The sequence below is a fragment of the Pseudomonas sp. LAIL14HWK12:I1 genome, from assembly GCF_003202095.1.
GTDB lineage: Bacteria > Pseudomonadota > Gammaproteobacteria > Pseudomonadales > Pseudomonadaceae > Aquipseudomonas > Aquipseudomonas monteilii.
Genome location: NZ_QJKG01000005.1, coordinates 263,952 through 277,131, shown reverse-complemented (window position 1 = coordinate 277,131; position 13,180 = coordinate 263,952). Strand labels below are relative to the sequence as shown.

Below are 13,180 nucleotides of genomic sequence, written 5' to 3'. Positions count from 1 at the left end.
GCAGCAGATGGGCGGGATTTTATGCCATCTGGTGATTTTGCACAGGCACAGGCGGCCCACAAATCCGCTAGTCTTGCTTATCCATTGAAGGAGCCAGTGCATGTTTGAATCCGCCGAAATCGGCCACAGCATCGACAAGGAGGCTTACGACGCCGAGGTACCCGCTTTACGCGAGGCCCTGCTCGAAGCCCAGTACGAACTCAAGCAGCAGGCGCGTTTCCCGGTGATCGTGCTGATCAACGGCATCGAAGGTGCCGGCAAGGGTGAGACGGTAAAACTGCTCAACGAGTGGATGGACCCGCGCATGATCGATGTGCTCACCTTCGACCAGCAGACCGACGAAGAGCTGGCTCGCCCGCCGGCCTGGCGCTATTGGCGGGCCTTGCCCCCCAAGGGGCGGATGGGCGTGTTCTTCGGCAACTGGTACAGCCAGATGCTGCAGGGGCGGGTGCACGGGGTATTCAAGGATGCCGTGCTCGACCAGGCCATCATGGGCGCCGAGCGGCTGGAGCAGATGCTGTGCGATGAAGGTGCGCTGATCATCAAGTTCTGGTTCCACCTGTCCAAGAAGCAGATGAAGGCGCGGTTGAAATCGCTCAAGGACGACCCGCTGCACAGCTGGAAGATCAGCCCGCTGGACTGGCAGCAGTCCGAAACCTACGACCGTTTTGTGCGCTTTGGCGAGCGCGTGCTGCGCCGCACCAGCCGCGACTATGCGCCGTGGCATATCATCGAGGGCGTCGACCCGAACTACCGTAGCCTGGCGGTAGGGCGCATCCTGCTGGAAAGCCTGCAAGCCGCGCTGGCCCACAACCCCAAGGGCAAGCACCAGGGCAACGTGGCTCCGCTGGGCCGCAGTATCGACGGCCGCAGCCTGCTGGGCGCCCTGGACATGACCCTGCGGCTGGACAAATCCGACTACCAGGAACAGCTGGTCACCGAACAGGCCCGCCTGGCCGGCCTGCTGCGCGACAAGCACATGCGCAGGCACGCGTTGGTGGCGGTGTTCGAAGGCAACGACGCTGCCGGCAAGGGCGGCGCCATCCGCCGGGTGGCGGCGGCGCTGGATCCGCGCCAGTACCGTATCGTGCCGATTGCCGCACCCACCGAAGAAGAACGCGCGCAGCCTTACCTGTGGCGATTCTGGCGGCATATCCCGGCACGCGGCAAGTTCACCATTTTCGACCGATCCTGGTATGGCCGGGTGCTGGTCGAGCGGGTGGAGGGCTTCTGCAGCCCGGCCGACTGGATGCGCGCCTACAGCGAGATCAACGACTTTGAAGAGCAGTTGGTGAATGCCGGCGTGGTGTTGGTCAAGTTCTGGCTGGCGATTGATCAGCAGACCCAGCTGGAACGTTTCGAGGAGCGTGAGCAGATCCCGTTCAAGCGTTACAAGATCACCGAGGACGACTGGCGCAACCGCGACAAGTGGGACGACTACGTCCAGGCCGTAGGCGACATGGTCGACCGCACCAGCAGCGAGATTGCGCCGTGGACGTTGGTAGAGGCCAACGACAAGCGCTGGGCGCGGGTTAAGGTGTTGCGCACCATCAACCAGGCGCTTGAGGCGGCGTTTGCCAAGGACAAAAAATAGCTGAAGTGCTCGGCTGCCTGTACCGGCCTCTTAGCGGGCAAGCCCGCGAAGAGGCCGGTACAGGTTATAGGTGGTTCAGCCTTTACCACCCGGTGCCAGCATGTTCTCCGGCCTTACCCACTGGTCGAACTGCTCATTGGTCAGGTACTTCAACTCCAGCGCCGCCTCGCGCAAGGTCTTGCCCTCGCTATAAGCCTTCTTGGCAATCTCCGCCGACTTGTCATAGCCAATATGCGGGTTAAGCGCCGTCACCAGCATCAACCCGCGCTCCAGGTGCTCAGCCATCTGCCCGGCATCCGGCTCGATACCCGCCACGCAGTGCTCCTGAAAGTTGCGACAGCCATCCGCCAGCAACTCGATCGACTGCAACAGGTTATGGATGATCACCGGCTTGAACACGTTCAGTTGCAAGTGCCCTTGGCTGGCGGCAAAGCCGATGGCCGCGTCGTTGCCCAGCACCTGGCAGGCCAGCATCGACAGCGCCTCGCACTGGGTAGGGTTGACCTTGCCCGGCATGATCGAGCTGCCGGGTTCGTTGGCTGGCAGTCGCACTTCGGCCAGCCCGGCGCGAGGGCCGGAACCGAGCAGGCGCAGGTCGTTGGCAATTTTCATCAGGGCCACGGCCAGGGTCTTCAGGGCGCCCGCCAGGCTGGTCAGCGGTTCGTGGCCGGCGAGGGCGGCAAACTTGTTTGGCGCAGTGACGAACGGCAGGCCGGACTCCGCCGCCAGCTCGGCAGCGATGGCCTCGGCAAAACCATGCGGTGCATTAAGGCCGGTACCCACGGCGGTGCCGCCCTGGGCCAGCTCACAGACCGCCGGCAGGGTGGCGCGGATGGCTCGCTGGGCGTAATCGAGCTGGGCAACGAAGGCCGAGACTTCCTGGCCGAAGGTGATTGGCGTGGCATCCATCATGTGCGTGCGGCCGGTCTTCACCAGCTTTTGGTGGCGCGCCGACAACTCGGCCAGGCCCGACGACAGTTCGGCGATGGCCGGCAGCAGTTTTTCATGCACTGCCTGGGCGGCAGCAATGTGCATGGCGGTGGGGAAGCAGTCGTTGGAGCTTTGCGAGCGGTTGACGTGGTCGTTGGGGTGCACCGGTGCCTTGCCGCCACGGCCCTTGCCGGCCAGTTCGTTGGCGCGCCCGGCAATCACTTCGTTGACGTTCATGTTGCTCTGGGTGCCGCTGCCGGTTTGCCAGACGACCAACGGAAACTGGTCGTCATGCTGGCCATCCAGCACTTCGTCGGCGGCCTGTTCGATCAGCCGGGCGATGTCGGCCGGCAGGGCGCCATTGCGGTCGTTGACGCGTGCAGCGGCCTTCTTGATCAGCGCCAGGGCGTGCAGCACCGCAAGGGGCATGCGTTCCTTGCCAATGGCGAAGTTGATCAGCGAACGCTGGGTCTGCGCACCCCAATAGGCGTCCTCCGGAACTTCGACCGGGCCCAGGCTGTCTGTCTCGATACGGCTCATTCTGTACGCACTCCTGTGTAGTTCGAATTCGCAGTTTAGGCCCTGAATCGACAGAGCGGTTCCGTCGCTCGTCGTGCCACTTGAGCACATCGCCACCACGGCGCAGAATGCTCTACTCTGAGGTACCCGCCTCCCTCTCTTTGAAGGAAATGCAATGACCCGTCTCCGTGTCCTTTGTGCCGCCGTTGCCCTGGTTTGCGCCAGCGGCCAGGTGCTCGCTGCCACCGCCAGCCATAACGCTGCTGCCGAGAAGTTCCTGACCCTGGCCAACGCCGACAAGCTGGGCACCCCGGTTTATATGCAAGTGCAGCAGATGTTCGCCCAGCGCTTCGCCCAGACCAAGGCCCCGGCCGCCAAGCAGCCGGTACTGGAAAGCTATCAGGCCAAGGCCAACGCCGCACTGGACAACGCCATCGGCTGGAACAAGCTGAAGCCGAAGATGGTCGACCTGTACACCCAGACGTTCACCGAGCAGGAACTGAAAGACCTGGTCAAGTTCTACGAATCGCCGCTCGGCAAGAAAGTGCTGCGTGAAATGCCCAAGGTCACCCAGCAGTCGGCCCAGCTGACCCAGCAGAGCCTGGAACCCGCAGTACCGGTGGTGAACAAGCTGCTGGAAGACATGACCAAAGAGCTGGACCCGAACGTGGGCAAGGCCGCCGCTCCGGCGAAGAAGTGAGTACGCCGCAATGACCATGCAGCAGCGCATTGAACAGCAACTGGCGGCCCTGGCGCCGGAACACCTGCAAGTGCTCAACGAAAGCCACATGCACAGTCGTGGTCAGGAGACCCACTACAAAGCAGTGATCGTCAGCGAGCAGTTTGCCGGGTTGAACAGCGTCAAGCGCCACCAGAAGGTGTACGCCACCATGGGTGAGCTGATGGGCGAAATTCACGCCCTGGCCATCCATACCTACACCGCCGAAGAGTGGGCCAAGGTCGGCGTTGCACCGGCCTCGCCGGTGTGTGCGGGCGGCGGGCACTGAAACCTTTCTGTCGTTCTGGTAGAATTCGCAACGCGCCGCTTGTCGGCGCGTTTTTATTTGTCAACCCGGTCCGCCCCTTACGAGGGCAACCACCTGGAGAACCTGCTTCATGTCTCAAGCCATCGTCGTCGCGGCGCTGTACAAGTTCGTCACCCTGGAAGACTACGTCGAGCTGCGTGAGCCGCTGCTCAAGGCCATGCTCGACAACAACGTCAAAGGCACCCTGCTGCTGGCCCACGAGGGCATCAACGGCACGGTGTCGGCCACCCGCGAAGGCATCGATGGCCTGCTGGCCTGGCTGCGCAACGACCCGCGCCTGGTCGATGTCGACCACAAAGAGTCGTACTGCGACGAACAGCCGTTCTACCGCACCAAGGTCAAGCTCAAGAAAGAAATCGTCACCCTCGGCGTGCCAGGCGTAGACCCCAACCAGGCGGTCGGCACCTATGTCGAGCCCAAGGACTGGAACGCCCTGATCAGCGACCCGGAAGTGCTGCTGATCGACACCCGCAACGACTACGAAGTGGCCATTGGTACCTTCAAAGGTGCCATCGACCCCAAGACCGAGACCTTCCGCGAGTTCCCGGAGTACATCAAGGCCAACTTCGACCCGAGCAAGCACAAGAAGGTGGCCATGTTCTGCACCGGCGGCATCCGTTGCGAAAAAGCCTCCAGCTACATGCTCGGTGAAGGCTTCGAGGCGGTCTATCATCTTAAGGGCGGTATCCTGAAATACTTCGAGGAAGTGCCTCAGGAAGAAAGCCTGTGGGACGGCGACTGCTTCGTCTTCGACAACCGCGTCACGGTGCGCCATGACCTGAGCGAAGGCGAGTACGACCAGTGCCACGCCTGCCGCCACCCGATCAATGCAGAGGAGCGCGCGTCCGAGCACTATTCGCCAGGGGTCAGCTGCCCGCATTGCTGGGACACCTTGAGCGAAAAGACCCGGCGCAGTGCCATCGATCGGCAGAAGCAGATCGAGCTGGCCAAGGCCCGCAACCTGCCGCACCCGATCGGTTACAACTACAAAGCCGAGGCTTGAGGCATGTCTGCACGCCTGATCTATGTGATGGACCCGATGTGCTCCTGGTGCTGGGGTTTCGCGCCAGTGGCGGCGGCCCTGATCGCCCAGGCGCGTGAGGCCGGTATCGCCACCCGTCTGGTGGTGGGCGGGCTGCGCACGGGTGGCAGTGCGCTGGACAGCTCTACCCGCAAGTACATCCTCGAACACTGGCAGGCGGTGGCCGACGCCACCGGCCAGCCGTTCCGCTTCGAGGGGGCCATGCCCGACGGCTTCGTCTACGACACCGAACCGGCCTGCCGTGCCCTGGTCACGGCCCGCGAGCTGGACGCCGAGCGCGTCTGGCCGCTGCTGGCGCTGATTCAGCGTTCGTTCTACGAGCAGGGCGTGGATGTGACCACCGCGCCGCAGCTGGTCGAGCTGGCCGAGCAGGCGGGCTTCGACCGTGCCGTGTTCGCCGAAACCTTCGCCCGTGCCGATACCCGTGCGGCCACTGCGGCCGACTTCAGCTGGGCACAGGACCTGGGTATCGCCGGTTTCCCGACCTTGCTGGCCGAGCGCAACGGCCAACTGGCCCTGCTGACCAACGGCTACCAGCCGCTGGAGCGCCTGCAACCCTTGCTCGGCCGTTGGCTGCAGCAGGCCGCCTGTGCTTGATGCGCCTGGGTCACCCGACCCGGTACCGGGCAAGCCATACACTGCGGCCGATCGACTGAGCTGGGCGGAAATCCGCCGTCTGGCCCTGCACCACAAGCAAAACCTCTGGTCCGCCAACCTCATCGCTGTGCTGGCGGCGTGTTGCAGCGTGCCCATTCCGCTGCTGCTGCCGCTGCTGGTGGATGAAGTGCTGCTGGGCCATGGCGATGCCGCGCTGAAGTGGATGAACCACCTGCTGCCGTCCAGCTGGCAGGTGGCAGCCGGCTACATCGGCCTGATGCTGGTGCTCACCCTGTGCCTGCGCCTGGCGGCGCTGGCGTTCAACGTGATCCAGGCCAAGCTGTTTGCCGGCTTGGCCAAGGACATCGTCTACCGCCTGCGAATTCGCCTTATAGAGCGGCTCAAGCGCATTTCGCTGAAAGAATACGAAAGCCTGGGCAGCGGCACGGTAACCACTCACCTGGTCACCGACCTGGACACCCTCGACAAGTTCGTGGGCGAAACCCTCAGCCGTTTCCTGGTGGCCATGCTGACGTTGACCGGCACGGCGGCAATCCTGATCTGGATGCACTGGCAGCTGGCGTTGCTGATCTTGCTGTTCAACCCGCTGGTGATCTACTTCACCGTGCAGCTGGGCAAGCGCGTCAAACACCTGAAAAAGCTCGAAAACGACAGCACCGCGCGTTTTACCCAGGCGCTGGCGGAAACGCTCGATGCCATCCAGGAAATCCGTGCCGGCAACCGCCAGGGCTACTTCCTGGGCCGCCTTGGCCTGCGTGCCCGCGAAGTGCGCGACTACGCTGTGGATTCGCAGTGGAAAAGCGATGCCAGTGGCCGTGCCAGTGGCCTGCTGTTCCAGTTCGGCATCGACATTTTCCGGGCAGCCGCCATGCTCACCGTGCTGTTCTCCGACTTGTCGATCGGCCAGATGCTGGCGGTGTTCAGCTACCTGTGGTTCATGATCGGCCCGGTCGAACAGCTGCTCAACCTGCAATACGCCTACTATGCCGCTGGCGGTGCGCTGAGCCGCCTCAACGAGCTGTTGGCGCGTGCTGACGAGCCGCAGTACCCGGCCGCCTGCGACCCGTTCGTCGGGCGTGACACGGTGGGTATAGAGGTGCGCGACTTGCGTTTTGCCTATGCCGACGAGCCAGTGCTGGATAACCTGGACCTGTCCATCGCCCCGGGTGAAAAGGTAGCGATTGTCGGTGCCAGTGGCGGCGGCAAAAGCACCTTGGTGCAACTGTTGCTGGGCCTCTATAGCGCCCAGGCCGGTACCATCCGCTTTGGGGGTGCCAGCCTGCAGGAAATCGGCCTGGAAACCCTGCGTGAAAACGTGGCGGTGGTGTTGCAGCACCCGTCACTGTTCAACGACACCGTACGCGCCAACCTGAACATGGGCCGCGACTGCAGCGACGACGCCTGCTGGCAAGCGCTGCGCATCGCTCAGCTGGATGCCACCGTTGCGGCCTTGCCGCAGGGCCTGGACAGTGTGGTGGGGCGTTCCGGCGTGCGCTTGTCCGGCGGCCAGCGTCAGCGCCTGGCCATCGCCCGCATGGTGTTGGCCGAGCCCAAGGTGGTGATCCTCGACGAGGCCACCTCGGCGCTGGACGCTGCCACCGAGTACAACCTGCATCAGGCATTGGCGCGCTTCCTCAGCGGCCGTACCACGCTGATCATCGCCCACCGCCTGTCGGCCGTGAAACAGGCCGACCGGGTGCTGGTATTCGATGGTGGGCATGTCGCCGAAGAGGGTGGCCACCAGCAACTGATTGCCGAGGGTGGGTTATACGCCAAGCTTTATGGGCACCTGCAGCAAAGCTGACGTTCAAACTGTACAAATCCCCCGATTCCCTGTCATAAAAATCCCCTCCACAACGATGGCAAATGGCCTACGCTGTGCTTGTCTGGGTTGATTTGCGCCTTATCTGCTCTGTGACAGGGAATCCATGAAGGGACATCGCACTCTAGAAGCGCCAAAGTTGCTCGGCATCACCTGGCCCTTCATCGCCGTTGTGGTCTTCCAGGTAGCGTTGGGCAGCCTCAGCCTTTATACGCTGTCGGCCGTGCGCGCCTATGTCGCGGGCGAAAGCCTGTGGTCCAAGGCCCAGAAAGACGCCATTTACTACCTTAACCTGTACGCCGAAACCCGCGACGACAGCACCTATCAGCGCTATCGCCAAGCCATTACCGTGCCGCAGGGTGACCACCAGTTGCGCGAGGTGCTCGACCAGCCCAGCCCTGATCTGGATGCGGCGCGCCGGGCGGTGCTGCAGGGTGGCAACCACCCCGACGATGTCCAGCGGATCATCTGGTTCTACCGCAATTTCCGCAACATCAGCTATATGCAGACAGCCATCGACTACTGGGACATTGGCGACGATTACCTGGCCAAGCTCGATGTGCTGGCTGGCGAGATGCGCCAGAGCTTTGCCACCGGCCCGGTAGACGCCCAGGCAGTGAGTGCATGGAAGGCCCGTATCGTCACCATCAACGAGGGTGTCACACCCGCCGCCAAGGCGTTCAGTGATGCGCTGGGTGAAGGCTCGCGCATGCTGTTGCGGGTGCTGCTGATCACCAACCTGCTGACGGCCATGTTTCTCATTGCTATCGCGTGGCGCCGCTCCAGCAAGCTGCTGGCCCAGCGCCAAGCCTTCGCCAGTGCCCTGCAGGAGGAAAAGGAGCGGGCACAGATCACCCTGCAGGCCATTGGTGATGCGGTGATCACCACGGATGTGGAGGGCAGTATCGGCTACATGAACCCGGCCGCCGAGCAACTGACCCACTGGCAGTCTGGTCAGGCCCAGGGCCTGCCGTTGTCAGCGCTGTTCAGCCTGGTAGACGAGCAGGCTGAAGAAGATGGCAGCAGCCTGGTCGAGCAGGTGCTTAGCGGTAGCCTCAAGGGCGGCGCGGAGCATGCCCGGCTGATTCAGCGCCTGGATGGCAGCACCGTGTCGATCAACCTGGTAGGCTCGCCCATCGTCAGCGATGGCCAGGTCAGCGGCATCGTACTGGTACTGCATGACATGACCCAAGAACGCCAGTACATCGCCAACCTGTCCTGGCAGGCCACCCACGATGCCCTGACCGGCCTGGCCAACCGCCGCGAGTTCGAGTACCGCCTGGAGCAGGCGCTCAATGACCTGGCGCGCCAGGCTGGGCGGCATTCGCTGATGTTCCTTGACCTCGACCAGTTCAAGCTGGTGAACGACACCTGCGGCCACGCCGCCGGTGATGAGCTGCTGCGGCACATCTGCGCCGTGCTGCAATCCGGCCTGCGTGAAGGCGATACCCTGGCGCGGCTGGGGGGTGACGAATTTGGCGTGCTCCTGGAAAACTGCCCGCCCGACCAGGCCGAGCGCATTGCCGAACAGTTACGCCAGATGGTGCAGAGCCTGCATTTCGTGTGGAAGGGACGGCCGTTCGTCACCACGGTCAGTGTTGGCCTGGTGCACATGGCCCAGGCCCCCGGTACCCTCGAAACCTCGCTGCGCGCTGCCGACATGGCCTGCTACATGGCCAAGGAAAAGGGGCGCAACCGCGTGCAGGTGTACCACGCCGATGACAGTGAGCTGTCCATGCGCTTTGGTGAAATGGCCTGGATCCAGCGCTTGCATGTGGCCCTGGAAGAAAACCGCTTCTGCCTGTACGCCCAGGAAATTGCCCCGCTGAAAACGTTCGAAGGCCCGGGCCATATCGAAATCCTGCTGCGCCTGCACGACGAAAGTGGCCGTACCATTCTGCCCAGCAGCTTCATTCCGGCAGCCGAGCGCTATGGCCTGATGACCGCGCTGGACCGCTGGGTGGTGCGCAATGTGTTCCAGGTCATCCGCCAATGCCTGGACGAACGGCGTGAAGGGCCGCTGTCGATCTGCGCGATCAACCTGTCAGGGTCTAGCATCGGCGATGACAAGTTTCTCGAGTACCTGCAGCGGCTCTTTGTCGAATACGCAATCCCGCCACGGATGATCTGTTTCGAAATCACCGAAACCAGCGCCATTGCCAACCTGGGTAGCGCCATCCGCTTCATCAACGAGTTGAAGGGGCTGGGCTGCCGCTTCTCGCTCGATGATTTTTGCGCTGGCATGTCTTCGTTCGCCTACCTCAAGCATTTACCCGTGGATTTCCTGAAAATTGACGGCAGTTTCGTCAAGGACATGCTCGACGACCCGGTCAACCGGGCCATGGTCGAGGTCATCAACCATATCGGCCATGTCATGGGGAAACGCACCATCGCCGAGTTCGTCGAAACACCCTTGATCGAGCAGGCCCTACAGGAAATAGGCGTGGATTACGCCCAGGGTTACCTGATCGAACGCCCGCAGGTGTTCACCTGTGACAGTCTGCAGCGCCAACGGATCGCCGCCCGGCCTCTGTTGCAGCGCGCACCTGGCACGTTTCGCTAGCTAGAAATCACAAGGATCAAGGAGCTGAAAGTGATTGATGCATTCGTTCGTATCGGGCCTTTGATGGACCCCGCCAGCTACCCACAGTGGGCCCAGCAACTGATTGAAGACTGTCGCGAAAGCAAGCGCCGGGTGGTCGAGCACGAGTTCTATGCGCGCCTGCGCGATGGCCAGCTCAAGCAGTCGACCATTCGCCAGTACCTGATCGGTGGCTGGCCGGTGGTGGAGCAGTTTTCGCTGTACATGGCCCACAACCTGACCAAGACCCGTTATGGGCGGCACCAGGGCGAAGACATGGCGCGGCGCTGGTTGATGCGCAATATCCGGGTTGAGCTGAACCACGCCGACTACTGGGTGAACTGGTGTCAGGCGCATGGCGTGCACCTGCATGAGTTGCAGGCCCAGGAAGTGCCGCCCGAGCTGAACGGGTTGAACGACTGGTGCTGGCGCGTGTGCGCTACCGAGAACCTGGCCATTTCCATGGCGGCGACCAACTACGCCATCGAGGGGGCTACCGGGGAGTGGTCGGCGGTGGTGTGCTCGACCGACACCTATGCACTGGGCTTCCCGGAGGACCAGCGCAAGCGGGCGATGAAGTGGCTGAAGATGCATGCCCAGTATGACGATGCGCACCCGTGGGAGGCGCTGGAGATCATCTGTACCCTGGCGGGCGAGAACCCGACGCTGGGGCTGCGCACCGAGCTGCGCAGGGCGATTTGCAAGAGTTACGACTGCATGTTCCTGTTCCTGGAAAGGTGCATGCAACTGGAAGGGCGCCAGCAGGGCCGCCTGCGCCCGGCGTTGGCAGCGGGCTGATCTGCTTTCCTGTACCGGCCTCTTCGCGGGCAAGCCCGCGAGAGGCCGGTACAGGTTTATTGGGCGTTGAACGCCTGCCCATTCACCCCGGTGCTGTCCGGCCCCATCAGGTACAGGTACACCGGCATGATCTCTTCGGGCAGCGGGTTGTTCTGCGGGTTCTCGCTGGGGTAGGCCTGGGCGCGCATCGCCGTGCGCGTGGCGCCCGGGTTGATGCTGTTGGAGCGTACCGGCGCCACGCCTTCCAGCTCGTCGGCCAAGGTCTGCATCAGGCCCTCTGTGGCGAACTTCGACACCCCATAGGCACCCCAGTAGGCCCGGCCCTTGCGCCCGACGCTGCTGCTGGTGAACACCACCGAGGCGTCTTGCGACAGTTTCAATAGCGGCAGCAGGGTGCTGGTGAGCATGAAGGTGGCATCGACGTTGATGTGCATCACGCGCATGAAGTTGTCGCCCGACAACTGCTCCAGCGGCGTGCGCGGGCCGATGATCGAGGCATTGTTCAGCAGGCCGTCCAGGCGGCCGAACTGATCCTCGATCATCACCGCCAGCTCGTCGTACTGGTGGGGCAGGGCGGTTTCCAGGTTGAACGGGATGACCACCGGTTGCGGGTGCCCGGCGGCTTCGATCTGGTCGTAGACCTCGTTCAGGTTGGCCTCGGTCTTGCCCAGCAGCAGCACGGTGGCGCCCAGTGCGGCGTAGGCCTTGGCGGCCGCGGCACCGATGCCGCGGCCGGCACCGGTAACCAGGATGACCCGGCCTTGCAGCAGGTCGGGGCGGGCGGTGTAGTCGAACATGGTAGGTCCTTCGTGTTCGTTGGCGGGGGTCAGCAGCCGCACAGCGCGCTGTCGATCACTTTGCGCAGTTCCAGCGGGTGGTCCACCACCACGTCGGCACCCCAGTTGTTAGGGTTGTCCTCTGGATGAATATAGCCGTAACGCACCGCCGCCGTGCGGGTGCCGGCGTCGCGGCCAGACTCGATGTCGCGCAGGTCGTCGCCGACGAACAGCACGCTGGCCGGGTCCAGGTCCAGGGTCTTGCAGGCCAGGATCAGCGGCTCGGGGTCGGGCTTGCTGTTTTTTACATGGTCCGGGCAGATCAGCAAGGCCGAACGCTCGGCCAGGCCCAGCTGCTGCATGATCGGCTCGGCGAAACGCACCGGCTTGTTGGTGACCACGCCCCACACCAGGTTGCCTTTCTCGATGTCGGCCAGCAACTCGGCCATGCCGTCGAACAGCTTGCTGTGCACCGCGCAGTCGCGCTGGTAGCGCTCCAGGAACTCCAGGCGCAGGGCCTCGAAGCCTTCGGCATCCGGGTCCATGGCAAACGTGGCGGCTACCATGGCGCGGGCACCGCCCGAGATCACGCCACGGATCAGGTTGTCGTCAACGGCCGGCAGGCCGCGCTCGGCGAGCATGGCCTGGCAGATGGCGATGAAGTCTGGCGCCGTGTCCAGCAAGGTGCCGTCCATGTCGAAGAGTACTGCTCGCAAACGCATGCTCATTCCTCGCGCAGGGTCTGGATCATGTAGTTGACGTCGACGTCGCTGTTGAGCTTGTAGTGCTTGGTCAGCGGGTTGTAGGTCAGGCCGATGATGTCTTTGACTTCGAGGCCGGCAGCGCGGCTCCACGCGCCCAGTTCGGATGGGCGGATGAACTTCTTGAAGTCGTGGGTGCCGCGCGGCAGCATCTTAAGGATGTACTCGGCGCCGACGATGGCCAGCAGGTAGGCCTTGGGGTTGCGGTTGATGGTGGAGAAGAACACCTGGCCACCCGGCTTGACCATGCGGTAGCAGGCGCGAATCACCGAAGACGGGTCGGGCACGTGCTCGAGCATTTCCAGGCAGGTGACCACGTCGAACTGTTCGGGCATTTCTTCGGCCAGGGCTTCGGCGGTAATCTGCCGGTATTCCACCTGCACGCCGGACTCCAGCTGGTGCAGTTGGGCCACGGCCAAGGGGGCTTCGCCCATGTCGATACCGGTTACCGTGGCACCGCGCAGGGCCATGGCTTCGCTGAGGATGCCGCCGCCGCAGCCGACGTCCAGCACCTTCTTGCCGGCCAGGCTGGCGCGTTCGTCGATCCAGTTGACGCGCAGCGGGTTGATTTCGTGCAGCGGCTTGAACTCGCTTTCGCGGTCCCACCAGCGGTGGGCCAGCGCTTCGAACTTGGCGATTTCGGCGCGGTCGACGTTGCTCATTGAACAGTCCTCTGAAACTTCGCAAAATTGC

12 protein-coding genes are annotated in these 13,180 nt (G+C 63.1%); 8 read left to right on the top strand and 4 right to left on the bottom strand.

The window, feature by feature from the left end; all coding sequences use genetic code 11:
- Positions 1-100 precede the first annotated feature (100 nt).
- Complete coding sequence (pap, locus tag D906_RS15235; RefSeq protein WP_019096985.1) at positions 101-1,594, top strand: polyphosphate:AMP phosphotransferase; 1,494 nt, start codon at positions 101-103, stop codon at positions 1,592-1,594.
- A gap of 75 nt (positions 1,595-1,669) precedes the next feature.
- Here the strand turns inward: pap and D906_RS15230 are convergent, their stop codons facing one another.
- Positions 1,670-3,064, bottom strand: a complete 1,395-nt coding sequence (locus D906_RS15230; protein ID WP_019096984.1) for a class II fumarate hydratase — start codon at positions 3,062-3,064, stop codon at positions 1,670-1,672.
- Positions 3,065-3,218: 154 nt separating this feature from the next.
- Here D906_RS15230 and D906_RS15225 point away from each other — a divergent pair, with 154 nt between their 5' ends.
- The 7 genes from D906_RS15225 to D906_RS15195 all read left to right on the top strand — a co-directional run bounded on the left by D906_RS15225 (position 3,219) and on the right by D906_RS15195 (position 10,950).
- Positions 3,219-3,743, top strand: a complete 525-nt coding sequence (locus D906_RS15225; RefSeq protein WP_019096983.1) for a DUF2059 domain-containing protein — start codon at positions 3,219-3,221, stop codon at positions 3,741-3,743.
- A 10-nt stretch (positions 3,744-3,753) separates the two neighbouring features.
- Entirely contained in the window at positions 3,754-4,050 is a 297-nt protein-coding gene (locus D906_RS15220; RefSeq protein WP_016715010.1) for a BolA family transcriptional regulator, read from the top strand.
- 109 nt (positions 4,051-4,159) lie between these two features.
- Positions 4,160-5,092 carry a rhodanese-related sulfurtransferase gene (locus D906_RS15215; RefSeq protein WP_016715011.1) on the top strand — a complete coding sequence of 311 codons (933 nt, stop codon included), beginning with the start codon at positions 4,160-4,162 and terminating at the stop codon, positions 5,090-5,092.
- Between the two features lie 3 nt (positions 5,093-5,095).
- Entirely contained in the window at positions 5,096-5,728 is a 633-nt protein-coding gene (locus tag D906_RS15210) for a DsbA family protein (protein WP_016715012.1), read from the top strand.
- Positions 5,721-7,553 carry an ABC transporter ATP-binding protein gene (locus tag D906_RS15205; RefSeq protein WP_019096981.1) on the top strand — a complete coding sequence of 611 codons (1,833 nt, stop codon included), beginning with the start codon at positions 5,721-5,723 and terminating at the stop codon, positions 7,551-7,553. The genes D906_RS15210 and D906_RS15205 overlap by 8 nt, the downstream gene beginning before the upstream one ends.
- A gap of 124 nt (positions 7,554-7,677) precedes the next feature.
- Positions 7,678-10,134, top strand: coding sequence for an EAL domain-containing protein (locus tag D906_RS15200; protein ID WP_019096980.1), 2,457 nt, complete (start codon positions 7,678-7,680; stop codon positions 10,132-10,134).
- A gap of 30 nt (positions 10,135-10,164) precedes the next feature.
- Positions 10,165-10,950: a TenA family transcriptional regulator gene (locus tag D906_RS15195; protein WP_016715014.1), complete on the top strand. Its 786-nt coding sequence runs from the start codon at positions 10,165-10,167 to the stop codon at positions 10,948-10,950.
- Positions 10,951-11,006: 56 nt separating this feature from the next.
- Here the strand turns inward: D906_RS15195 and D906_RS15190 are convergent, their stop codons facing one another.
- From D906_RS15190 to ubiG, 3 genes are read right to left on the bottom strand one after another with little or no spacing between them, the layout of a single operon-like run.
- The gene (locus D906_RS15190) at positions 11,007-11,747 is read right to left on the bottom strand and encodes a YciK family oxidoreductase (RefSeq protein ID WP_020371284.1); all 741 of its coding nucleotides are present in this window, start codon (positions 11,745-11,747) and stop codon (positions 11,007-11,009) included.
- Positions 11,748-11,776: 29 nt separating this feature from the next.
- On the bottom strand, positions 11,777-12,448 hold the full coding sequence (mupP, locus tag D906_RS15185; protein WP_019096979.1) for an N-acetylmuramic acid 6-phosphate phosphatase MupP: 672 nt from the start codon (positions 12,446-12,448) through the stop codon (positions 11,777-11,779).
- A gap of 2 nt (positions 12,449-12,450) precedes the next feature.
- On the bottom strand, positions 12,451-13,149 hold the full coding sequence (gene ubiG, locus D906_RS15180; protein WP_016715017.1) for a bifunctional 2-polyprenyl-6-hydroxyphenol methylase/3-demethylubiquinol 3-O-methyltransferase UbiG: 699 nt from the start codon (positions 13,147-13,149) through the stop codon (positions 12,451-12,453).
- Between the last annotated feature and the right edge of the window lie 31 nt (positions 13,150-13,180).

Bases quoted from the DNA above. Each gene is read 5' to 3' on its own strand.
- pap (WP_019096985.1), top strand. From the start codon at position 101: ATGTTTGAATCCGCCGAAATCGGCCACAGCATCGACAAGGAGGCTTAC.
- D906_RS15230 (WP_019096984.1), bottom strand. From the start codon at position 3,064: ATGAGCCGTATCGAGACAGACAGCCTGGGCCCGGTCGAAGTTCCGGAG.
- D906_RS15225 (WP_019096983.1), top strand. From the start codon at position 3,219: ATGACCCGTCTCCGTGTCCTTTGTGCCGCCGTTGCCCTGGTTTGCGCC.
- D906_RS15220 (WP_016715010.1), top strand. From the start codon at position 3,754: ATGACCATGCAGCAGCGCATTGAACAGCAACTGGCGGCCCTGGCGCCG.
- D906_RS15215 (WP_016715011.1), top strand. From the start codon at position 4,160: ATGTCTCAAGCCATCGTCGTCGCGGCGCTGTACAAGTTCGTCACCCTG.
- D906_RS15210 (WP_016715012.1), top strand. From the start codon at position 5,096: ATGTCTGCACGCCTGATCTATGTGATGGACCCGATGTGCTCCTGGTGC.
- D906_RS15200 (WP_019096980.1), top strand. From the start codon at position 7,678: ATGAAGGGACATCGCACTCTAGAAGCGCCAAAGTTGCTCGGCATCACC.
- D906_RS15190 (WP_020371284.1), bottom strand. From the start codon at position 11,747: ATGTTCGACTACACCGCCCGCCCCGACCTGCTGCAAGGCCGGGTCATC.
- mupP (WP_019096979.1), bottom strand. From the start codon at position 12,448: ATGCGTTTGCGAGCAGTACTCTTCGACATGGACGGCACCTTGCTGGAC.
- ubiG (WP_016715017.1), bottom strand. From the start codon at position 13,149: ATGAGCAACGTCGACCGCGCCGAAATCGCCAAGTTCGAAGCGCTGGCC.